Raw genomic sequence first — 23139 nt, forward strand, 5'->3', positions numbered from 1 at the left:
GCAACAATAACATTAATCAAAAGTGCGATCTAAAGCACATTTATACCGAATACAAGGTCAACATCACAAAGAAAAAACCTTCATTGACGTGTTTGACTACCAGCTCTGTTAGGTATATCTGCATGGACATCTCTGTTAACCAGGTCATATTACAAACGGTATGCAGTATGGTTATGTTACAAATCTGTTTAACACCATCTTGTATATGTTTTTATTCAATAGTTTTTTATGCTGCGGAGGTTGTTCTTTTAGAGAGAGCACTTCAAGCCTGTATACCAGAGTAAATGTGTCTGTAATAAAGCCACTCAGGCTGCTATGCATATAAATAAGATCTTTGATTTTAAGGAACGGGGGTATTGTCCAAAAATGAAGGGAACCAAGAGCTATATCATTTCATTTGCGAGCTAGAATTAGAGCCAGCAACGCCATTAAAAGAGCACAAACCGCCCTTAAGCGGCTCAATCAAGGCCGTAGGAGCTTGCTCATAATGTGGAGAAGGGGCGATTAATAAGCCCTCTCTTATCTGATGAAAAAGTTGGATTGAACCCAAACATCAGTGAAGAAGATACGAAAAGGCCCATTGGTGCTCTTCGCGGGCTTACAGGTGGATGCAAGACGTGGTTCACAATAAATAGCCCTGCGCGTTTGCAAGAAGCATAACAGACAAGACCGGACTGTAACTCTGCATATGATTCGCTGAAAACTTGAGTAAGTTAGCCCAAGGGAAATAGCATCCAAGCACTCATTACAGCTTGCCAACCACTCAAAATTTACCTGCTTGAAATATGCATTCAGCGCCCCATAGGTGACGCAATAACTATGGCAAGGGATGAATACCAAAATCAAACGATTGCTGTGAACGAGACTATGATTATCGAGATCGCAACAACTTTTTTAATGTCAAAGCGGTATTTGCCACTACAGTAGATTAAACCCAAAAAGCGCCCGAAGGCGCTTTGGCATTTTATGAGATGACTTAGAATTTGTAAGTCACACCACCGTAGATTTGACGACCTATGGTGTCATAAACCTCAGGGACAGTTCCGGCATCACTGCCGTTGGATACAAATGACGGCTCTTCATCAGTTAAGTTCTTAACACCCAGCGAGGCTGTCAAACCATCAGTGAAGTGATAGGTGCCGACAATGTTGTGATACATAACGGCATCAGCCTTGGCAACCGCTGTAAATGGATTATCATTCTGATCATAGTCAGTATAAATATCATCCATCTTACCGATATAACGGTTGTAGTACATCAGGCTCCAGTCGCCACGACTGGCTTGAATACTGAAGTTATTGCGAACTTCTGCATAGGCGCCAAAGTTACCGTCAATGGTACCATCATAGGAAACGCCATCCTGCTCAAACTCCAAAAGGTAGGTCAGGTCGTTGTTAATCTTCCAGTCCAGTCCCAGGCCTTCGAAGCTGTAAGCCAGGTTGAAATCGATACCACTGGTATTCTGGCTACCTACGTTGGTAAGCGGATTGGTAAAGTCAGATAGATCGCCGTCAGAAGTAATCTTGAAGGTATCACAGGCAAGCTGATTGCCGGCGTAACAATCTTTCAGCCCTTTCTGAGCATCCAGACGGGTAATGGCATTGGTTACCCTGAAACGCCAGTAGTCCAGAGTCAAAGACATACCGTCAATAAAGTGCGGTGAGTAAACCAGACCGGCAGTGTAAGACTCAGACTCTTCAGGTTCCAAGTTTTCGTCCGAGGTATAGTTCACCAAAATCTGTGGATCTTGCTCGTTACCCCATGGATCGGTCAAATAGTCGTACGATCCTGTGTTACCACCATAGAGTTCACTGACGTTTGGCGCTCGGAATCCGGTGGCTGCCACGGCGCGTAACATTAAGTCATCAGTCGCTTCATAGGTCAGGCCTATCTTCCAGGTCGATGCCTTACCGAAAGTAGAGTAATCATCGAAACGTAGCGCAAATTCACCTGTCAGTTTTTCGCTAAAAGGTACGCTAACCTCCTGATAGATAGAGATAACGTCGTAGTTACCATCAGTTGGGTCTTGCTGGGCCGCGGTACCCTCACCGGCGACAATCACAGGATCCGGATTAAAGTAACCGCTGTCGTAACGGTATTCGGCACCGATAGCGAAGCTGACCGGGCCAGCATCGAGATCAAACAGCTCACCACTCAATACCCCGGCAACCAGATGTTGTTCGTTACCACCATCGTTACGCTCGGTGAAACCGATATCGTTGATGATCTCCTGGGTCAATGGCGCACCGCTGAGCCAGGCGCCTTGATTGTTGTAAACTGAGTTTTCCATCTTTTTGGCATTGATGGAGTTTTCAACCCAGGTATCGGCCTTGTTCTTGCCATAGGTGTAAGACAGATCCCAAGTCATGCCGGTATGAACATCCAGCGTGCCCTGCAGGGCAATCGAGGCGCGCAGCGTATCGACGTCTTGATTATAGATACGAGGTCCTACGTCATTGGTACGGCGACGGTAGTTAACACGGCCGGTCTTATCGGCCTTGATACCGGCATCCAGCATGGATTGATCCAGCGTGAGACAGCGAGAAGCATCAATACCTTCCTCGCCACAGACACCCAGCATGATATCGGCTGGTTGAGCCGCCATTTGCTGATCGGACTTACGCTTGGTATACAGTATGTCACCTGTCAGCACCAACTCATTACCCAGCTCCTGGATCATGTTGGCAAATAAGCTATAGCGCTCACTAGGCGTTTGGAACCAACTGTCCTGAGTATAATCATAACCTGTGCTGCGCTCGACCCAGTTACCGTTGGCGTCTTTGACCATTCCGTTCAGAGAGCCGGTAGGAATAAAGGAACTGGCCCCTGGCTCGGTCCAATCACGATCCCCCTGAATTACGCCACGGCGGTCAGAATAAGACGCACCAAAAGTGTAGTTACCACCATTGTCTGTGTTGAAGCCATACAACAAACTCAGCTCACCGCTCTCACCGTCGCCTTTATCGGTTCCGCTGCCGTTGAAATCCAACTGAAAACCTTCAAAGTCTTTCTTGGTGATAATGTTAACCACACCGGCGATGGCGTCGGAGCCGTATACTGCAGAAGCGCCATCTTTAAGAATTTCTACCCGAGCTATCATAGCCACAGGGATAGAGTTCAAATCCACTGCGCTATCGGCACCAGAGCCGGAATTGACCATACGGCGACCATTGAGCAGAACCAGAGTGCGCTCAGCGCCCATGCCCCGCAGATCGACCTGAGCCACACCATCGGCTCCATTATTGGTACTGGACCCCACTGCAGCGCCGGCCATGGAGGTTTGTGCCTGCAGCAATTGATCCACTGAAGTGAAACCTTCCGCTCGAATGGCGTCGGCACTGATCACTGTCACTGGAGAAGCGGTTTCCATATCTTGACGCTGGATACGTGAGCCGGTGACTTCAATACGTTCTACCTTGGCTCCCTCTTCGGCAGCAAAAGCTACCTGAGAGACAGATGCAGCTGACGTTGATACTGCAGCAAATAATGCCAATCTTACTGAGCTGGTCAGCTTATTGGTTCTTGTCATTTTAAACTCCCTTACTTCTTGGTTTGTTTTTATTTTCACCGCACTTATTAATGCAGCGTTGCCAAGATACTGTCGCCTCGTTTCAATAGCGTCAATAACAGGATTTTCTTCTGGCAAAAACCAAAATGTTTTATTTATGTTTCGTTAATGTTTTGTTTTATAGAGATAGCGGCCCACAAACTTATGAACGAATAAATATGCAGCTAATTATGATGGAAAACCTAAAAATAGACTTTGATTTTTCGTTAATTTAAAACACATTAATTAACATGGCTGAAGCATTAAAACGTGATATAGATCACAAAACAATTTGTTTCAATGCTGATACATCACAATGAGACACCAAAAATTTCTTTAGACAATCTCCTTCCCCCTAAATTGCAGGCAAAGGCTAACAACGCATAAAACTCGCCTACTCAGTCAAATTAAAGCGCCACCACAACGATACAAACAACACATTTGTTATCAATACGTATCAAAATAAAGTAAATGATCAACTAAGGAGATAGTTTTTTCTGCTGCCAGAAACGGATGCACTTCAAGAAAAAATCACCATCAAGCTAACAATCAGGATGATTTGTTAAATTAATGCGAGGATTGAAGATGATAACGCTAGACAAGGCAAAGAACGCAAATTAAAGCCTTGACTTGAGCCAAGGCTTTATTTAGATAAACACTGAGAATATCGACCTAACAAATAACAAGAAGAACTATTGGAACTCTTTATTCTCCTTTTCTTCAAGTTTTGATTGGGTCAACAGCCCCATAGAAAATAACTCTCAAGATCCAATACAAGCGCGAATTCTGTCGGCTATAGTGTGCAGTTCATCCATATCCCCCTTATGGGCCGCGTGCTCCATCAGGCCTTTGAGCGGGCCGGGCAACACATGGAAATGTACATGGGGCACACTCTGACCGGCGGCGCTGCCGTTGTGTTGGAACACAGTGGAGCCCGGGATCCCCATGGCCTTTTCCACCGCCTTGCCCATCAGTTTGACGGTACGCATGCAGGCCGCCGCCGCTTCATCGGACAACTGATACAGGGTCACGGCCGACTCCTTGGGCAACACCAATAAGTGGCCCTTGGTTTGCGGCATGATATCCATGAAAGACAGAGTATGCTCGTCTTCATAGAGTTTGATACAGGGCAACTCGCCGCGAAGAATGCGGGCGAAAATATTGTTGTTGTCGTAATTCAGATCCATCTTGTCACTCCATACTGACGAATCGATTGGCTTGGAAGCTATTGGTGTACCACAAAAAAGGGCCGGTTGCACCGACCCTTTGGTATTGAAGCTACCGCAATTAACCGAAGTAACTGTCGTCGAAGGCCATGATGGATTCACTGGCCGCGGCAATTTGACGCCGATAGCCACTGGCGCTGCTGACATAGTAGTCCATAAAGAAAGCCGCCGAGGCCAGTTTGCCGGCATAGAAACCGTCGGCATCATCTGCCAGCCCGTCGAGCGCCAGCTCGGCCATCCGTGCCCAGATCCACGCCAGCGCAGCTGTGCCAAACAGCTGCATATAAGGCATGGAGGCCGCGCCCAGGTTGTCGGGATTTTTCATCGCCAACTCCATCAGGCTCTGGGTAGCGCGCTGCAGATCCGTTGCCGCCTGACCCAAACCTTCGAGCACCTTGGCAAACCGGGGCTCTTGAGCGGCCTTGGGTTTGGCGCCTTCGATAAAGGCCTCCACCTCTGCGGCCCAGAGTTTCAGCGCCGCGCCCTTGTCACCCATCAGCTTGCGCCCCACCAGATCCAGCGCCTGCACGCCATTGGTACCTTCATAAATCATCGCGATACGGGCATCACGGACAAACTGCTCCATCCCCCACTCATGGATATAGCCATGGCCGCCAAACACCTGTTGGGCATCGACACAGGCGCTGAAGCCTCTATCTGTGATAAAGCCCTTGACCACAGGAGTAAACAACGCCGCCAACGCCTTGGCTCTGGCCTTTTGTTCGGCATCCTGATGGCGCTCAGCTTCATCGAGCCACAGCGCCTGCTGGCCGATAAGAGCGCGGGCGCCCTCATTGAAGACTTTTTGCGACAGCAGCATCCGCCGCACATCGCCGTGCACCAGAATAGGATCGGCATTTTGCTCCGGCGCCTTGGTGCCGGACAGTGCCCTTCCCTGAACCCGCTCTCTGGCGTAGGCCAGCGCGTTCTGGTAAGCGATTTCAGAGACGCCCAGCCCCTGAACCCCAACACCCATGCGCGCCTGGTTCATCATGGTGAACATGGCTCTGAGGCCTTGATGGGGTTCGCCCACCAACTCGCCTTTGGCGCCGTCGAACAGCATCACACAAGTGGAATTGCCGTGAATACCCATCTTGTGTTCGAGGCCGCTGGCCTTGACATTGTTAGCCTCGCCCAGGCTGCCATCTTCCTTGACCCAATACTTGGGCACGGCGAACAAACTGATCCCCTTCACCCCGGCCGGTGCATCGGGCAACCTGGCCAATACCAGGTGCACTATGTTTTCGGCCAGATCGTGATCGCCACTGGAGATAAAGATTTTCTCACCGCTGACAAGATAGCAACCGTCAGTGCTGGGCTCGGCCTTAGTACGCAGCAGCGCCAGATCGGTACCGGCATGGGATTCGGTCAGATTCATGGTGCCGGTCCACTCGCCGCTCACCAGTTTGGGCAGATATTTGGCCTTGAGCGCCTCGGAGCCATGGGCAAAAATGGCACTGTAAGCACCGTGAGTCAGCCCGGGATACATGGCAAAGGCCATGTTGGAGGAGGTCTGCATTTCGGTGGCAAAAATACCCACAACTTCCGGCAAGCCCTGACCACCGAACTCGGGATCACAGGTCAGCGTCGGCCAGCCGTTGTCCACATACTGGCGGTAGGCATCGATAAAGCCCTCGGCGGTTTTCACCCCATCGGCTTCCAGACGACAACCCTGCAGATCGCCGACACTATTAAGCGGCAGCATCACCCCAGTGCTGAAATCGGCCATGCCTTCGAGAATGGCATTGACCAACTCAGGGTCAATTTCATCGAACCCCTGCAGCTTTGGCTGCTGATAAATATCCAGTAACTGTTCAAGAATAAAGCGGTAATCCCGCATCGGCGGCTGATAACTTGCCATATGCTTATTTCCTTTTCCCTGTGATTGATGTCTCACCTTAGCCAATTCTGAGTAAAAACTCAGCACCTCTGACCAGTTTTATATCACTTTTTTTTAATACAAGAACAGCGCTCTGCGTAAATTCGCTTGAACAGCCTCTTATCTCGGGCTGTAAAACTTTGTAAGCTAGGGGCATTATCCTGTTCGCCCGCTAAAGGAATCCTGCATGGCCAGCGTCAACACCCGCAAACACCCCAATGGTCTGGACTATATCGAAATCGATACCCCACTCTGCTACGGCCGTATTTTTTTACAGGGTGCCCAGATAGACAGCTTTGTGCCCAAAGGCAAGGCGCCGCTGCTGTGGGTTTCTCCTGCCGATGACTATCTACCGGGCAGTGGTATTCGCGGCGGTATTCCCGTCTGCTGGCCCTGGTTTGGCATGCATGCCAATGAGGGCTGGCCCCAGCATGGCTTTGCCCGCACCCGGTTGTGGCAACTTGAGCGAACTCATATCAGTAATGAACGGGTAGAGCTGAGCTTTGTCCTTAAGCTTAGCGACGAGGACAGACGTTACTGGCCCCACGATACCGAGGTGCGGCTGGACTTTGTCCTCAGCGACAGCCTCAGGGTCAGCCTGATTAACCGCAACCTGAGCGAGCAAAACGTAACGCTGACCCAGGCATTGCACAGTTATTTCCCCATCGGCGATATCCACCAACTGCGCGCTACCGGCTTTGCCGGCAGCCAGTATATCGAGTTTGGTGAAGGTCCCTATGCACAAGTCGAAGACGAAGTGCGCTTTGAGCGCGAAACCGACCGGGTTTACACCGGCTTGTCTGAGCTGCAAAAGCTGCATACCCCCAACGGCACTATTCTTGTCAGCCGTGAGCAGAGCCACTCGGCAATACTTTGGAATCCCTGGATAGACAAGTCCAAGCGGCTGGCCCGTTTCCAAGAGCAGGATTACCTGTCTATGGTCTGCCTGGAAGCCGCCAATGTGCTGGAAGATAAACTGGTGCTCGGCCCCAAACAGAGTCACACTCTGACCACAGAAATTCGCTGGCAGGAGTGAGCGGCCAAGGCCGGGAAACACCAATGAGGTATCGACTCCCAAGCAAGAAACGCCTGACGGTATGGGCTGTTGGCCTGTTGCTTCTGCTGGTACTGCTTCCGGGTGCCCTGCTTGTGGGGCTGGCTTGGTCCCTGTATGAAAGGCCGCAGTGGCTGCTGCCGCATATTAATCAATATCTGGCTGCGCAAGATATTCGTATCGACGAGTTGCGCCTGGCGCCTGAAGGCTGGGACAGACTGAGCTTCGATTACCTTAAGCTTGATTACCAGGGCAGCGAGCTTGAGTTTCATCAACTCAGGCTCCAGCTCAAATCGCCTGTCAGTGCCAAACGGATTTGGCAATTACTGACAGGCGAAGCATCGACGCCGCCCCCTGGCTCCATCGACTGGTTGATGGCGCAACTTCAAAAGGTCAGCTATCGAGACGCCGGTTTTAGTTTGACGCCTGAACTACTCTTGCCCGGCGGTGATGATGGCGGTCAGAGTCTGGCACTGGACTTGAACTCTGTGCCCGAAATAGCCCTGGGGCCGACCCGAATAAGCCTGCAACGCGTGGCCGGCGTATCCGATACACCCAATACGTCGCTGACCTTGGATAAGGCAAGTAAAACCCCAAGCTTTATTCTGCTGCTGCAACAGTTGCAGCTCAGCCCTTCCGGGCAACTGGTTACTGAGCTGGCCACCCGGTTACAAGGAGGGCAACAAGAGACTCACTCAGGAACTCAAACAAGACAAGAGACGCCCCTGCTGGCATTAACCGCCGACTTGAAAGCCAAACTCGCCAACGGTGCCCCCGCCTGGCGACTGACCAGTCAACTGCATCTCAAAGCGCTGCAACAGGCGCTGGCAAGTGTTGAGCAGGACCCGGCCGCAGCGCCCCTCATCAGCGCTTTCAAGCTTGATGAAATATTGCATGCCGAGCTGATGCCGAGCCTTGGCGGAGATCTCTTCTCGCAACTGACTCTGGATTTGACCCAAGGCAACATAGACTCGCGCCATTGCTGGTCGGCGCCGACTATTGCCATGCCGGGACTCGAGCAAGTGGCGCTTGAGATAACACCGCTGCCCCTGGAAGCTAAGGCGCACAATTCATTGGCCGATAGCCCTCTGTGCCCAAGTTCCGGCGCTGCAGCCAGCTTCAGTGCCAAGGCCAGTGCAAATGCCAGGGTTGAGGCTGAGGTTGAGGATAGTGACGGCGCAGGGTTGCGCTTTCGCTTTTCGGGCTCCACCAGCGAGCAGCTTTTTGAGCTGGCGCCGCTGAGACTCACGCTTTCAACCACTCCGGCTCAGCGCCAAGCGCTGCTTGCCTTGCTCGCAGCAAACTCCCCATCGGCGCAAGCATCAGCAACCAAGGCCGCGGAACTCGAATCGCAATTGGCGCAGCTGCAGCAAGTCCTGGCGCAAGAGCCAGCTGAAAAAAACCAAGTTTCCCCCCTTATCGCCGCAATTGAGCTGGCGCTTGAACAAGGCCTCGACGCCGAATTCAAACCCGCCAAGGTCACTGATACAAAGAACAATGCGGCAACGGGCAATGAGACATCCATGCGAGTGTCGCTGCCGAATCTGACAGTGCGGCCGTTACTGCCCGCCCTGATGACAGAGAAGCAGCAAGCTGCGAGCGGTGCGCCAATTAATCGGCCAAGAATTGCGGAATTGAGTCCATCCGCACTCAGTAATGGCAAGCGGCCGAGTTTGCTGCTGACCCTTGAAAACCTGCAATTGCAACTGCCAAAGGCCGCAAGAGCACAGCAAGACACTTCTGTTTCTTTGCCGCAAAGCGCCAAGCCTCAAGGGTTAAATTCGCCGGGCTTTGGCTTATCAAGCTCTGGTTTATCAAGCTCTGGTTTATCAAGCTCTGACTTCTCAAGCTCTGGCTCATCAAACTCCTCAAACTCAAAGCCCTTGTCGGCCGAGCAGCGACTCGAACTGGCGCTGCAACAGGCCATTCAGGGGCTGCGACTCAGCCTTGAGCAGCTGCCACTGGAACAAGCAAGCACAGACTGGCGCCTTGAAGCCTCCCTGCCGAGCGGTTTTCGTTGGCAGTCGGCTGTAGCTGAATTGCAACTCAATCAGGGCGCATCAATGGCGCTTAGCGGTAAGCTTGCCCTGGAGCCGACAAGCGAAGGGCAACAACTGGACTTCAGCCTCGCAGCCAATCCCGGCTTCAGCACAGGCGCCATTCAAGCCGGTATAGAGGATAAAAGTATCCAACTCTCCGGCTTTAAGTTATCACTGCTGGCCCCGCTCAGTGGCAGCTTCAACCAGGGCAAACTTAAGCTGTCTTTACCCGCGGTCAGCAGCCAGCTGGGTGAATTGCAGGCTAAAAGCGGGCCGCTGGCACTGTCGATTGCCCAAACCTCACTCCTGAGCCCCGGACTCAGTCGAACCCTGGACGCCAACCTAAATCAAAAACGGCACTTGCCACTCTTGAGCCAACTCTTGGATGAGCGTTTTGCCAGTCGTCTGAATCTGGCCTTCGATGGGCTCAACTTAAGCCAAACCCGGCATACCAAGCTCGGACCTCGCACCGAAACCCTGCTCAATCTGGGCTATGGCAGCTTCAGCCAAACCATTGACTGGCAGGATAACCGTCTTATCAGTGAAGAAAACTGGCAACTGGATAATATCCCGCTTCACAGCCGCCACGACTTTATGCCCATCTGGCCCAAGCGGGCCAAAGATCCGCTTGGCTATCGCTTGAACAGTCGCTGGACCCTGGATACGGATCTCGCTGATATCAAGGCGCTGGCGGCCAAGAACCTGCCCTTGCCTCCTGAGTTGGTACTCAGGGGCGAGACCCATATGATTGCCGACCTCAAGCTCGAAGGGCTTGGGCGAGCGCTGCAATTGCAACTGGATTTCAACCCGCTGCTGTCGGATCTCTCTGGCAGTATCAGTCAGTTACCATTTGAAGGCGCCAACCTGTCGGCATTGTGCCGCTTGACACTGGCCAAGGAAGCCAAGGCGCCGGCAGAGGCCGAACTCAACTGTCAGCAGCTCAAGGCTTCGGCACAGGCCTTCAACCCCGGAGTGCTGTTGACCAACCTGGGTTTAGAAGGCCAGCTCAGCCTGACCCCTGAACTCGACAGCAACCAAAGCACTCAAGCCAAGCTGTTGCCCGGGTTTCGGGATGCCGATATTCAGGTGCGCGGCCAAGGCGAGTTACTCAAGGGACAAATGCTGCTGCCCAGCTTCCGCTTGCGGCTCAACGCGCCATCCAATGCTTATTTGGTGTTGCAGGGCCTGAGCCTGGAAGAACTGTTGGCCATCCAGCCTCAGGAAGGCATCTACGCCGACGGTATTTTCGATGGTGTCTTGCCGGTATTTATTACCGACGGCCAGGTCTCAGTCAAAGGCGGCCGCCTGGCGGCCCGTGCCCCCGGCGGACTTATCAAGGTCGGCAATAATCCGGCTGTCGCCCAAATGCGCGCCGGCCAACCCTATCTGGACTTTGCCTTTTCCACCCTCGAACACTTGCAATATTCTACCCTGGCCAGCACTTACGATATGGCACCGGATGGTGAGGCCTGGCTCAAGGTTGAAGTAAAAGGTCAGGCCGAGGGGATTGAACGCCCTATCCACTTGAACTACTCTCATGAGGAGAACATGCTGCAGCTCCTCAGGAGTCTGACCATAGGTGACAAGCTTCAAACCCAAATTGAAGCTTCCATGCAGTGAGGACACAAAAGGACATGAATGTGAAACAGACTAAATTTCTGCTGCCGCTGGCTGCAGCCTTGCTGCTGGCGTCGGCTTGTACCCCAACGGTCAAGATTGAGCCACCGGACAAGCCAATCGTTATCAACCTGAATGTGAAAATCGAACATGAAATTCGCATTAAGGTCGATAAAGAGTTGGATCAGCTTCTGACCAATGATGAACTCTTCTAAGGTGCCAGAATTCGCGAAAGGAAAACACAGATGAAAACCAAGTTGATGACCCTGACTGCCGCCCTGTTGATGAGTTTCTGCGTCTTTGCCATAGGTTTGCAGGACGCCAAGAGCCAAGGGTTGGTAGGTGAACAGCAAAACGGCTATTTGGGTGTGGTCAAATCCAGCGCCGAGGTGACGGCACTGGTTAAGGATGTCAATGCCAAACGCCGGGCACACTATGAAAAAATCGCCCGTCAAAACGGGATTTCCGTGGATGATGTTGCCAAACTCGCCGGCGCCAAGGCGATTGCTGCCGCCGACAAAGGCCATATAGTGCAGGATGCTTCCGGCAAGTGGGTTCGTAAATAACAAACCCGATAGCATCAACCGGATGTATAATGCCGTTCAATCAGTTTGAACGGCATTTTCTTTTACTGGATTAGCTTCCAGTTTCGTTCAATTGAACCTTGGTAATTCTCTCTCAACAAACTGTAAGCTTCACACACGTCTGGCAGTGATGCACAGTAAACAACCCATGCACCATACTGCCATTCTTTAGCGCCTTGTCATACTGGGTTGGGAATATCAATAAACTCATGCTCCAACTCAAATTCATGCGCTAAATGTTCCCCCAGAGCCTTGATGCCGAACCTCTCCGTAGCATGGTGGCCGGCTGAGAAGTAATGGATCCCCTGCTCCACGGCGCTGTGGAAGGTACGCTCAGAAACTTCACCACTGATAAAAGCATCAACTCCCAGTGCCGCAGCAGTATCGATATAATCCTGGGCACCACCTGTACACCAGGCCAGTTTCTGTATGCTTCTGTCACCGCCATCCAGATGCAGGGGGACTTGTCCCAAACACTGCTCAAGCATGGCACTCAGGTCTTTGGCCGTCATAGGTGAGTCCAGTACGCCTTGCCAAAGCAAACCTTGAGCGACGGTTTCCACCGCCTCAGGCTCAATGACGCCAAGCACCCGGCCCAATTCGGCGTTATTGCCGAGCATGGGATGGGCATCAAGCGGCAAGTGATAGCCAAACAGGTTAATGTCGTTGAGCAGCAAGGTCTTTATCCGTCGCCGCTTCATTCCAGTCAACACTTCGGGTTCATTTTTCCAGAAGAAACCATGGTGCACCAATAGGGCATCGGCACCGGCTTCAACGGCCCGGTCAATCAATGCCTGACAAGCGGTCACACCTGTGACTATCTTGCGAATTTCGGCCTTGCCTTCAACCTGAAGACCGTTGGGGGCATAATCGCGAAACTGGTCCAGTTGTAAAAACTCGTGCAGATATTGTTTGAGTTCCTCTCTTTGCATAGGGTTCCCTGTCGATTCGGTTGCAGATATATGTCGCTATTCTAGCACAGCAAGCCCTTGGGTTGAGGTCACAAATCTTAAGCCAGATTGCCGGTTTCAGTCCCCAAAGCGACCAAAAGCTGCGCCCTTGGGCACAAGTTTGTTGCTTTTTGGCCGGCAAATTGGACATTGCCAACCTTTGACTTATAAAATTATCGCAAACCTCCAAGTAACTCTAAAAATAAACAGGTTATGATTATGGCAAAACTGACCAAAGAAGAAGTTATCAGCGCACTGCAGCAAGCCCTCAGTAAGCAACAGGGCAAAGCAGTGACCATTGAGCAAAATGGCAGCTGGTACAAAATCGATGGCGGTAAATCACTTCGTTTCGCTGAACTGGAACAGATGTTGGCGGATAGCGCCAAACCGGCCAAGGCTGAAGCCAAACAGGAAAAACCCAAGGCGGCCAAGCCAGCAATAAAGGCAACACCAAAGCCGGCAGCGCCTGCCCTAGCCGACGGCCAAGGGGGCAAAACCCCCAAAGAGCTGTGGCGTGAAAAACTGGCAGCCGGTAATCACAAACTGCCTCGCGGTTTTTAATTACTCCATCCAAAACAAAGGCGCCTAACGGCGCCTTTGTTTTATCTGTTATTGGCTCAAAGTCTACACTGTCATCTCACATAGCCAGGTCAACCCGGACGCTGCCCTGCAGATAAACCACCCGCACTTCATCGCCCACCTTGAACATCATGCCGGGATCTTCATCCTGTATGATCATCACCTGGGTTTCATCTTCCTGGCGTATCATCAACTCCACCAGCTTGAGCTCACGATAGTAACTGCTATTACCATATTGATGACCAATGCCGGCGCCGAGTAGAGCGCCCAGAGCGGTTGCCACATCCTGACCACTGCCACCGCCGAACTGATGGCCAATCACGCCACCGAGTAAGGCACCGCCAAAGGTTTTCCAGCCGCGATTTCTGTCTTCCATCAGCTGTTTTTCGGTAATTTTTCGTACCGACTCCACTTGGCCGTAGAGCACTTTTTCCACCGGTTGTGCCTGGTTTCTGTCATAACCGGCATAGAGGGGCTGGGTTCCCGCTGCAAGGGACAATGAGAGCAGCAGCATTGCATTCAGTATCAGTTTCCACATAGCTGTTTTTCCGCTAACTTATAAGAAGGCCCTAAGCAGAATCATACGCAATTGTGAACCTACTGTCTTTTTTAAATCATGAATTGGATCCTTTCCCGTCACCGGAACTGGCACTGACGGATCCCAATGGCCTACTGGCCATTGGCGGCGACCTGCATCCCAAGCGGTTACTCAACGCCTACTACGAGGGAATTTTCCCCTGGTTTAATAGTCAAGATCCCATCCTCTGGTGGTCACCGGATCCCCGCGCGGTTTTTGTTCCGGGCAGCATCAATATCTCCCGCAGTCTACGCAAGTATCTGAAAAAGCAGGATTGGACTGTCAGTATCGACCGAGCCTTTGCCGATGTAATGGCCGGTTGTGCCATGCCGCGAAAAGATCAACCCGGCACCTGGATAACCGAAGAGATACGTCTGGCCTACCAGGAGCTGCACCACTTGGGTCATGCCCACTCCTTCGAGGTCTGGGACAATGGTCGACTGATAGGTGGCCTGTATGGCCTTGTCATAGGTCAGGTGTTTTGTGGCGAGTCCATGTTCCACCGCAAAACCAATGCCTCCAAGGCGGCCTTTATCGCCCTGCATCAATACGCTCTCAAACAGGGCTTCAGACTGATTGATGCCCAAGTGATGAATCCACATCTGGAAAGCCTCGGAGCCAAGAGTTTAAAGCGCAAAGATTTTCTCGTACTCTTGAGACAGTTCAGGGACGGCAATCTCGCCAAGGATTGCTGGCAAACCGACGAGGTCAAAATTGCACTCTGATAACCATGCCATTGCCATAGGCCTCAGCCAACCCTTTGCCTGCAGTTACCTGAGCGGACAACAGGAGCAATTATTGGTGATCCAGGAGGATGAGCTGGACTTGTCACTGTTTGAGCGCCTGTTGGCACTGGGGTTTCGTCGCAGTGGCAGCGCCATCTACAAGCCCCGTTGCCCCCACTGCAACGCTTGTCAGCCCATCCGAGTTCCCCTGGATGAATTTCGCCTGTCCAAAAGACAAAAACGCACCCTGGCCAAAAACCGTGACCTGCACTTTCGGATTGTGACCAAAGAAGCTTTGGCTCACTATCCCCTCTATGAGCGTTATATCTGTGCCCGCCACAGTGACGGCCCCATGTATCCACCGAGCGAAGAGCAGTACCGGCATTTTCTCGCCTGTGAGTGGCTCAGCCCGGTGTTTATCGAACTTTGGCATGGTCAGCGACTGGTTGCCGTGGCGGTGACAGATCTCCTGCCCCAGAGCCTGTCAGCCATCTACAGCTACTTCGACCCGGACTACAGCGACCGCTCCCTCGGGATCTTGCTGGTACTGCTGCAATGCCGCCTGGGCAAATTGATGTCGAAATCGTTCCTCTATTTGGGATATCAAATAGATAACCACGACAAAATGGGTTACAAGCGACTCTACCGCCCCTATGAGATCCTCGGCGTTCAAGGCTGGCAGAAAAGCGACAATCACTGAGGCCTCCCCTTTACAGCCGCTGTAATTTGCGGCATGATACGGCGGTTTTTTACATTCGAGGCTAACGGGATAACTGATTAATGGCGAAAGAAGACAACATTGAGATGCAAGGGACTATCCTTGAAACCTTGCCAAATACAATGTTTCGGGTTGAACTGGAAAACGGTCACGTTGTGACTGCTCACATTTCCGGTAAAATGCGTAAAAACTACATCCGAATCCTGACCGGTGACAAGGTCACTGTGCAGCTGACTCCATACGACTTGAGCAAAGGGCGTATCGTCTTCCGCTCACGCTAAGATCCCAGTTATTTCTCAAAAGCCGGCAGTGCCGGTTTTTTTGCTGGTGAGCCCATGGGGGCGACCCACTGCGCAGCAGGCGCACCTGGCCTGCCGTTGTCTATCCAGACATCAATATGTCGGATAAGGGTCAGGATTCAGAATAAAAATGGCTGCCATTGGCAGCCATTTTTTTTTGTTGTAATTCAGCTTATCAAGAGATCTTCTCCGGCGCTTCCGTATTGATCTCCAGTTCGCCATCTTTGACATCCACATGGGCGATGCCACCGGACTCGAGTTTGCCAAACAGGATTTCATCGGCCAGCGGTCGTTTCAGCAGATCCTTGACCACTCTGGCCATAGGTCTGGCCCCCATGGTCTTGTCGTAACCTTTCTCTGCCAACAAGGTTCTGGCCTCATCACTGACTTCCAGCGTCACCCCTTTCTGATCCAACTGTGCCTGCAGTTCGACCAGGAACTTATCCACCACCTTGGCGATAATGGTCATATCCAGATGGTTGAACCAAATGATAGAGTCGAGACGGTTGCGAAACTCTGGCGAGAACACCTTATTGATCTCCGACATCGCATCCAAGCTGTGATCCTGCTGCTTGAAGCCAATGGACTTACGCACAGTTTCCTGCACCCCGGCGTTGGTGGTCATCACCAGGGTCACGTTGCGGAAATCCGCCTTGCGGCCGTTGTTATCGGTCAAAGTACCGTGATCCATTACTTGCAGCAGCAGGTTATAGATATCCGGATGCGCCTTCTCAATTTCATCAAGCAGCACCACACAATGAGGTGTCTTGATCACGGCATCAGTCAGTAAACCGCCCTGATCGTAGCCGACATACCCCGGAGGCGCGCCAATCAAACGCGACACAGTATGGCTTTCCATATACTCTGACATATCGAAGCGGATAAGCTTGAGCCCGAGGCAAGCCGCCAACTGGTTGGTCACCTCAGTCTTACCCACCCCGGTAGGACCGGCAAACAGGAAGCTCCCCACAGGTTTGTTTTCATTGCCAAGACCACTGCGTGCCAACCGAATCGCCGCGCTGAGACTCTCTATCGCCTTGTCCTGGCCGAACACTACCATCTTCAGGTTACGCTCCAGGTTCTTCAGCAAGTCCTTCTCGGAGGACGTCACTGTTTTTTCCGGGATCCTGGCCATCTTGGCTATAATGGCTTCAATTTCGCTCTGGCCCACGGTTTTCTTGCGTTTGCTCTGTGGCATCATTGCCATCCGCGCACCGGCTTCGTCTATCACATCTATGGCCTTGTCCGGCAAGTGCCTATCGTTGATATGCTTATCCGACAGACTGGCGGCGCTGGCCAAGGCCGCCAGGGTATAACGCACCCCGTGATGTTCTTCATAACGGCTCTTGAGCCCCTGAAGTATCTTGGTGGTTTCGGCCACTGAAGGTTCGTGAATATCCACCTTCTGAAAACGCCGCGCCAGTGCCCTGTCCTTCTCAAAAATACTTTGATATTCCTGAAAAGTGGTGGAACCCATGCAGCGCAGATTACCGCTGGAAAGCAAAGGCTTGAGCAGGTTGGAGGCATCCATTACCCCGCCGGATGCTGCACCGGCACCGATTATGGTGTGAATTTCATCGATGAACAGAATCGCATTATGATCCGCGGTCAGTTCTTTAAGCAGACTCTTGAAGCGTTTCTCAAAGTCGCCGCGATACTTGGTGCCGGCCAACAGCGCGCCGAGATCCAGAGAGTAAACGGTCGCTTCGCTTATCACCTCAGGCACAGATTCATTGACTATCCGATAGGCCAAACCTTCGGCGATGGCAGTCTTTCCGACACCGGCCTCGCCCACCAGCAACGGGTTATTCTTGCGACGACGGCAAAGAATTTGAATCGAGCGTTCAATTTCATTGTCGCGGCCGATAAGCGGATCTATCTTGCCCTGCTTGGCCATCTCATTGAGATTACTGGCAAACTGAGCCAGCATACTGCGTTCTTCTGTGGCTTCGGATTGATCCTCCAGACCCTCCTGCGAACCCGGAGCATCAGCCTCATCATTCTTGGCAAAACCATGGGAAATATAATTCACCACATCAAGACGGGTAATGTCGTAACGGCGCAGCAGGTATACCGCTTGGGACTCTTGCTCGCTGAAAATGGCCACCAGTACGTTGGCACCGGTCACCTCATTGCGACCTGACGACTGCACATGAAACACCGCCCGCTGCAGCACCCGCTGGAAACCCAGGGTCGGCTGAGTCTCACGCTCATCATCGGGATCACTGATAATAGGTGTGGTCTGGGTAATAAAGTTGGCGACCTCCTCTTTGAGGCGGTCGATATTGGCGCCACAGGCGAGTAAAGCATCCCTTGCGGCAGGGTTATCGGTCAGCGCCAGCAGCAGGTGCTCAACCGTCATATATTCGTGACGGGCATCTCTGGCTTGTTGGAATGCCAGGTTCAAGGTCACTTCAAGATCTTTGTTCAGCATACGCACCCCCTAAAAAACTACAGAGACAGGCTGGTTAAGCTTCCTCTAACGAACACAGTAACGGATGTTGGTTTTGTCTTGCAAACTGATTCACCTGAACCACTTTAGTTTCGGCTATCCCAAATGGGTAAACACCACAAACCGCTTTTCCCTGATGATGTATGGTCAACATAATGTCCGTGGCTTCCTGTTCGTTCTTACGAAAGAACAGCTGCAGTACCTCCACAACAAAGTCCATTGGGGTATAGTCATCATTGTTCAGAATCACTTTATACATAGGAGGCGGTTGCAGTTCCTGCTCAACCCCTTCCTCCACGCGCTCTATCTGTCCAGTCTTACCCATGATTCAATATTAGCCTCTCAACTTGGCTTCTACCAACACTATGCCCGGCCATGTTTCAAAGTACCGCTTGGCGGGCTCTGGGCGGTATTGCCCTATATCACACTATACTCTGGCGCGGCTGTGCTTGTCTAAGGCGTTTCTAACTCATGCTTACTTTTCAATCGGTTAAAATAGATTCAACATAATAACGCGAATAAATATCCAGACACTTCCATTGAAAAAAAGATCCTAGTGGCAAACTAAGGTTCCAGCGAAACCAGATGCAATGTTGTTTTTTTGTTAATTTCAGCTTGACATCCAGCAACACTACTTACATCCTGTTATCTGAGCACCTGCTGAAGTGCTCAAAAGTTGTACTATCTTACTGGGAAGCAGACAATAGAAGGAAGTGGAAGTATGGCAAGCGGAACTGTTAAATGGTTCAACAACGCCAAAGGATTCGGGTTTATCTGCCCTGATGAAGGTGGTGAGGATGTTTTTGCGCACTATTCAACCATTGAAATGGAAGGCTACAGAACTCTAAAAGCAGGCCAACCTGTTGAATTTCAAGTTGAGAAGGGCCCGAAAGGTATGCATGCCTCGGCTATCTCTCCAGTTAAATAACCGGGTGAACAGAGATGAAAAAAGGCGGGGTCATCCCCGCCTTTTTAATGCCTGCTTGGCAACTGAATGAGGGAGCACGCCCTCATTCAACTTCAGTATCAAACGCTCAAAAAGCGATTCAGGCTGGCACTTGGCCGCATAGCCTGCTCGGCTTTAACAGGGTCCAGCTTATAGTAGCCACCCAGTTCAACTGCAGCGCCCTGGGCACCATTGAGTTCTGCCACTATCTGCTCTTCTGCAGCTACCAGACCTTCGGCCAAAGGCGCAAAATAAGCTTTTAACTCGGCATCCTTGTCCTGCTTGGCCAGCGCACTGGCCCAGTACTGTGCCAGGAAATAGTGGCTGCCGCGGTTATCCAACTGCCCCACCTTGCGGGAGGGAGACTTGTTGTTATCCAAGAACTGACCAATCGCCTGATCCAGGCAATCAGCCATTACCTGTGCCTTGGCATTGGCCGTCGTCTGGCTTAGGTGCTCGAGTGAAGCTCCCAATGCCAGGAACTCGCCCAGAGAATCCCAACGCAGGTGGTTTTCCTGTTCAAACTGCTGTACATGCTTGGGTGCACTGCCACCGGCACCCGTTTCGAACAGACCGCCACCGTTCATCAGCGGGACGATTGACAGCATCTTGGCACTGGTACCCAACTCAAGGATAGGGAACAAGTCGGTGAGGTAGTCACGCAGCACGTTACCTGTTACCGAAATTGTATCTTTACCGGCTTTAATACGTTCAAGGGAGAAACGGGCCGCCTTTTCCGGTGACATGATGTGCAACTCAAGTCCATCGGTATCATGCTCAGGCAGGTAGGCCTTCACTTTGGCTATCACCTGGGCATCGTGGGCACGGTTTTCATCGAGCCAGAATACCGCCGGGGTGTTGCTCAGCCTGGCACGACGTACGGCCAGCTTGACCCAATCGCGGATAGGTGCATCTTTTACCTGGCACATGCGCCAGATATCACCGGCTTCAACGGCGTGGGACATAAGCAGGTTGCCGTCCTTGTCCAGTACTTTGACGGTACCGGCCGCAGGGATTTCAAAGGTCTTGTCATGGCTACCGTACTCTTCAGCCTTCTGTGCCATCAGTCCCACGTTTGGCACACTGCCCATGGTTGCAGGGTCGAAGGCGCCATGCTCCTTACAGAAATCGATAGTTTCCTGATATACACCGGCATAGCAACGATCCGGGATTAGCGCCTTGGTATCTTTCAACTGGCCATCCGGGCCCCACATCTGGCCGCTGGAGCGGATAGCAGCAGGCATGGAAGCATCAATAATCACATCACTTGGCACATGAAGGTTGGTGATGCCCTTATCTGAGTTAACCATCGCCAGCTCAGGGCGGCTCTGGTAGACGGCGGCGATATCGGCTTCAATGGCCGCTTTCTGCTCGGCCGGCAACTTGGCTATCTTGGCATAGACATCGCCCAGACCATTGTTGACGTCCACGCCCAGCTCACGCAAGGTTTCACCGTGTTTGGTAAATACATCTTTGTAAAACACCTTCACCGCATGGCCGAACATAATAGGATCGGACACTTTCATCATGGTGGCTTTCAGGTGCAGTGACAACAGCACATCTTCCTGGCGAGCGGCTTCAATTTCGCGCTCGAAGAAGGCGGTCAGTTCACGCTTGCTCATAACGGCCGCATCTATGATTTCACCTGCCAGCAACTCAAGCCCCTGCTTGAGCACCAGTTGGCCGCCATCGTTTTGTTCCAGCACTATGCTGACAGTATCAGCATCTTTGAGGGTAACGGACTGCTCGCTGCCGTAGAAATCCCCTTGTTGCATATGAGCCACATGAGACTTGGAGTCCTTGCTCCAGGCACCCATTGAATGCGGGTGCTTACGGGCATAATTCTTGACCGAAGTCGGGGCGCGGCGGTCTGAGTTACCTTCACGCAGCACAGGGTTTACCGCACTGCCCTTGATCTTGTCATAACGGGCCTTGATTTCCCGCTCTTCATCGGTTTTGGCTTCCGCCGGATAGTCGGGCAGATCATAACCTTTGGCCTGCAACTCTTTGATACAAGCCTGCAACTGAGGAATGGACGCACTGATATTAGGCAGTTTGATAATATTGGCTTCAGGCTGAGTCGCCAGCTCGCCAAGCTCAGCCAGATGATCACCAATGCGCTGCGCTTCGGTCAGACGCTCGGGAAAAGCGGCAATCACACGGCCGGAAAGAGAAATATCACGGGTTTCGACATTGATGTCGGCTGCCTGGGTAAAAGTTTTGATGATAGGCAGTAGAGATAAGGTCGCCAGAGCCGGCGCTTCATCTGTCTGCGTATAGATGATAGTGGGGGTTTTATCAGTCATTTTCAGTCCTACGCTTTTTATAAAAATGAGTTGTTATAAGTGTTGTTATTCTTTAATTTCCTTGCCTCTTTCCGCCCAGGATAGCGCCGTTGTTCACAGTCGACATAGATCCGGTTGACGGGCACAAAAATTGGTTGCAGATCACAATTTGGCGAACATCATAGAGCATTCCAGCCAAGATTCAAATGCCACTATAGGCGAGTGCCGGGTACACTCGGGTAAAAGTCACCAACCCGCCCTGCCGCCAAGCAGGACATAGGTGTTACACTCTGGCATATCTCTGGCAAATAGTCAGAGTACACAGCTCAAGCAGCCAGGATATCTCAATGAATTCGCCAGCCTCCCAACCAAGACGTAAACCCAAACGCCAACCCAGTCACCCCAAGGGCCCTGGCGGTAAAGAATTTGGCCAAGAAAAGAGTCAGCGCTCCACCAATCCAAGCCCCAACAGCAAGAGTTCCAGTAACAAGAGTCCCAATAACAAGAGCCCCAATAACAAGAGACAGGGCCTGAATAAAAAGCGCCCTGGTCCTCAAAAATCACGGCCAAAAGTGGCACGACTCTCGGTTGCAGAAACCCAGGTGGTGCTGCTCAACAAACCCTTCGATGTGTTATGCCAGTTTACCGATGAAGGCGGACGACGCACGCTCAAAGATCTGCTGCCCATCGCCGGTATCTATGCCGCCGGCCGCCTGGACAGAGACAGCGAGGGTCTGTTACTGCTCACCAATAACGGTCAACTGCAGGCCAAGCTGACCCAACCCAACAAGCACACCTTCAAGACTTACTGGGTACAGGTGGAAGGCGATGTCGATGACACCGCGATTCAAGCCTTGAGTCAGGGAGTCGAGCTGAAAGATGGCCCCACCCTGCCTGCAAAAGTCCGGCGACTGCAACAACCCGAATCTTTGTGGCCACGTAATCCGCCCATTCGTGAGCGGCGCAATATCCCCACCACTTGGCTGGAGATCTGTATCCGCGAGGGGCGCAATCGTCAGGTGCGAAGGATGACAGCTAATGTCGGGTTTCCCACTTTGAGATTGATACGTTACGCCATAGGCAATCTCAGCCTAGATACCGAGCAAGGGCAATGCCTGCAGCCCGGTGAATATCGCGCTCTTTCCGACGACGCCATTAAGGAGCTTCTCCATGACTGAACGTTATCGCCCCAATGTAACAGTGGCCTGCATTATTGAGGCAGAGAAGCGTTTTTTGCTGGTCGAAGAGTTGATTGACGGCCAACAGAAATTTAACCAACCGGCCGGTCACCTGGAAGCAAGCGAAAGCCTTATCGACGCCTGTCGCCGCGAAGTGCTCGAAGAAACCGGCTTGACAGTCACCCCTGAAGCCCTGGTGCGGATAGATCAGTTCAGCGCTTCCAAGGAGCTGGCCTTTTTACGTTTCACCTTCTGTGCCAGCTTGGCTGAGTGTCAGAGTGCCAAACCTTTAGACGTCGCCATCAAGGCCGCCCATTGGTTGAGTATGGATCAAATCACAGCCTTGGGGCCCAAGCTTCGCAGCCCCTTGGTCAGCGCCACACTGGAGAGCTATTTGCGGGGACAACGGCTGCCTTTATCTTTGCTCAATAGCGAGCGGTTGTGATTAGCTCTGGGCACCAAGGCGTGATAGAATACGCCCCCG

The 23139-nt window shown here is 51.9% G+C and carries 19 protein-coding genes; 11 read left to right on the forward strand and 8 right to left on the reverse strand.

All coding sequences use genetic code 11. The annotated features are described in order from the left end of the window. Positions 1-976 precede the first annotated feature (976 nt). The 3 genes from RC73_RS03765 to RC73_RS03775 form a co-directional block, all read right to left on the reverse strand. Positions 977-3529, reverse strand: a complete 2553-nt coding sequence (locus RC73_RS03765; RefSeq protein ID WP_039033381.1) for a TonB-dependent receptor plug domain-containing protein — start codon at positions 3527-3529, stop codon at positions 977-979. A gap of 779 nt (positions 3530-4308) precedes the next feature. Next, complete coding sequence (locus tag RC73_RS03770; RefSeq protein WP_186299982.1) at positions 4309-4734, reverse strand: HIT family protein; 426 nt, start codon at positions 4732-4734, stop codon at positions 4309-4311. Positions 4735-4834: 100 nt separating this feature from the next. Beyond that, positions 4835-6634 carry an acyl-CoA dehydrogenase C-terminal domain-containing protein gene (locus RC73_RS03775; protein ID WP_039033382.1) on the reverse strand — a complete coding sequence of 600 codons (1800 nt, stop codon included), beginning with the start codon at positions 6632-6634 and terminating at the stop codon, positions 4835-4837. Between the two features lie 205 nt (positions 6635-6839). Between RC73_RS03775 and RC73_RS03780 the strand changes: the two genes are divergently transcribed. From RC73_RS03780 to RC73_RS03795, 4 genes are read left to right on the forward strand one after another with little or no spacing between them, the layout of a single operon-like run. Beyond that, complete coding sequence (locus RC73_RS03780; RefSeq protein WP_039033383.1) at positions 6840-7688, forward strand: D-hexose-6-phosphate mutarotase; 849 nt, start codon at positions 6840-6842, stop codon at positions 7686-7688. Positions 7689-7711: 23 nt separating this feature from the next. Further along, entirely contained in the window at positions 7712-11365 is a 3654-nt protein-coding gene (locus RC73_RS03785) for a YdbH domain-containing protein (RefSeq protein WP_039033384.1), read from the forward strand. Positions 11366-11403: 38 nt separating this feature from the next. Then, entirely contained in the window at positions 11404-11577 is a 174-nt protein-coding gene (locus RC73_RS03790) for a YnbE family lipoprotein (protein WP_224866993.1), read from the forward strand. Positions 11578-11607: 30 nt separating this feature from the next. After that, the gene (locus tag RC73_RS03795; protein WP_039033385.1) at positions 11608-11928 is read left to right on the forward strand and encodes a YdbL family protein; all 321 of its coding nucleotides are present in this window, start codon (positions 11608-11610) and stop codon (positions 11926-11928) included. Positions 11929-12125: 197 nt separating this feature from the next. Here RC73_RS03795 and RC73_RS03800 read toward each other — a convergent pair whose 3' ends face one another. Beyond that, positions 12126-12878, reverse strand: a complete 753-nt coding sequence (locus tag RC73_RS03800; protein ID WP_039033386.1) for a Nif3-like dinuclear metal center hexameric protein — start codon at positions 12876-12878, stop codon at positions 12126-12128. A gap of 237 nt (positions 12879-13115) precedes the next feature. On the opposite strand from RC73_RS03800, the gene RC73_RS03805 reads away from it, so the two are divergent. Then, entirely contained in the window at positions 13116-13457 is a 342-nt protein-coding gene (locus RC73_RS03805) for a hypothetical protein (protein ID WP_039033464.1), read from the forward strand. Between the two features lie 76 nt (positions 13458-13533). On the opposite strand, the gene RC73_RS03810 is transcribed toward RC73_RS03805, so the two are convergent. Next, positions 13534-14013, reverse strand: coding sequence for a glycine zipper 2TM domain-containing protein (locus tag RC73_RS03810; protein ID WP_039033387.1), 480 nt, complete (start codon positions 14011-14013; stop codon positions 13534-13536). 53 nt (positions 14014-14066) lie between these two features. Between RC73_RS03810 and aat the strand changes: the two genes are divergently transcribed. The 3 genes from aat (at position 14067) to infA (ending at position 15776) form a co-directional block, all read left to right on the forward strand. Then, complete coding sequence (gene aat, locus RC73_RS03815; RefSeq protein ID WP_039033388.1) at positions 14067-14777, forward strand: leucyl/phenylalanyl-tRNA--protein transferase; 711 nt, start codon at positions 14067-14069, stop codon at positions 14775-14777. Continuing rightward, a complete protein-coding gene (locus RC73_RS03820) occupies positions 14767-15477 on the forward strand; it encodes an arginyltransferase (protein WP_039033389.1) in 711 nt (236 codons plus the stop codon). Before aat ends, RC73_RS03820 begins: the two co-directional genes overlap by 11 nt. Positions 15478-15557: 80 nt before the next feature. After that, on the forward strand, positions 15558-15776 hold the full coding sequence (gene infA / locus RC73_RS03825) for a translation initiation factor IF-1 (protein ID WP_005500725.1): 219 nt from the start codon (positions 15558-15560) through the stop codon (positions 15774-15776). A gap of 193 nt (positions 15777-15969) precedes the next feature. On the opposite strand, the gene clpA is transcribed toward infA, so the two are convergent. Then, on the reverse strand, positions 15970-18228 hold the full coding sequence (gene clpA / locus RC73_RS03830) for an ATP-dependent Clp protease ATP-binding subunit ClpA (RefSeq protein ID WP_039033390.1): 2259 nt from the start codon (positions 18226-18228) through the stop codon (positions 15970-15972). 34 nt (positions 18229-18262) lie between these two features. Continuing rightward, positions 18263-18571, reverse strand: a complete 309-nt coding sequence (gene clpS / locus RC73_RS03835; protein WP_025011177.1) for an ATP-dependent Clp protease adapter ClpS — start codon at positions 18569-18571, stop codon at positions 18263-18265. Positions 18572-18967: 396 nt separating this feature from the next. Between clpS and cspD the strand changes: the two genes are divergently transcribed. After that, positions 18968-19174 (forward strand): cold shock domain-containing protein CspD, encoded by a 207-nt coding sequence (cspD, locus tag RC73_RS03840; protein WP_025011178.1) that lies wholly within the window; start codon positions 18968-18970, stop codon positions 19172-19174. A 98-nt stretch (positions 19175-19272) separates the two neighbouring features. On the opposite strand, the gene RC73_RS03845 is transcribed toward cspD, so the two are convergent. Continuing rightward, positions 19273-21498: an NADP-dependent isocitrate dehydrogenase gene (locus RC73_RS03845; RefSeq protein ID WP_039033391.1), complete on the reverse strand. Its 2226-nt coding sequence runs from the start codon at positions 21496-21498 to the stop codon at positions 19273-19275. A gap of 326 nt (positions 21499-21824) precedes the next feature. Here RC73_RS03845 and RC73_RS03850 point away from each other — a divergent pair, with 326 nt between their 5' ends. Next, the gene (locus RC73_RS03850; RefSeq protein WP_039033392.1) at positions 21825-22655 is read left to right on the forward strand and encodes a pseudouridine synthase; all 831 of its coding nucleotides are present in this window, start codon (positions 21825-21827) and stop codon (positions 22653-22655) included. Then, a complete protein-coding gene (locus RC73_RS03855) occupies positions 22648-23100 on the forward strand; it encodes an NUDIX hydrolase (RefSeq protein ID WP_039033393.1) in 453 nt (150 codons plus the stop codon). The genes RC73_RS03850 and RC73_RS03855 overlap by 8 nt, the downstream gene beginning before the upstream one ends. The last annotated feature ends 39 nt before the right edge of the window (positions 23101-23139 follow it).

The organism is Shewanella sp. ECSMB14102, assembly GCF_000813075.1.
Lineage (GTDB): Bacteria > Pseudomonadota > Gammaproteobacteria > Enterobacterales > Shewanellaceae > Shewanella > Shewanella indica.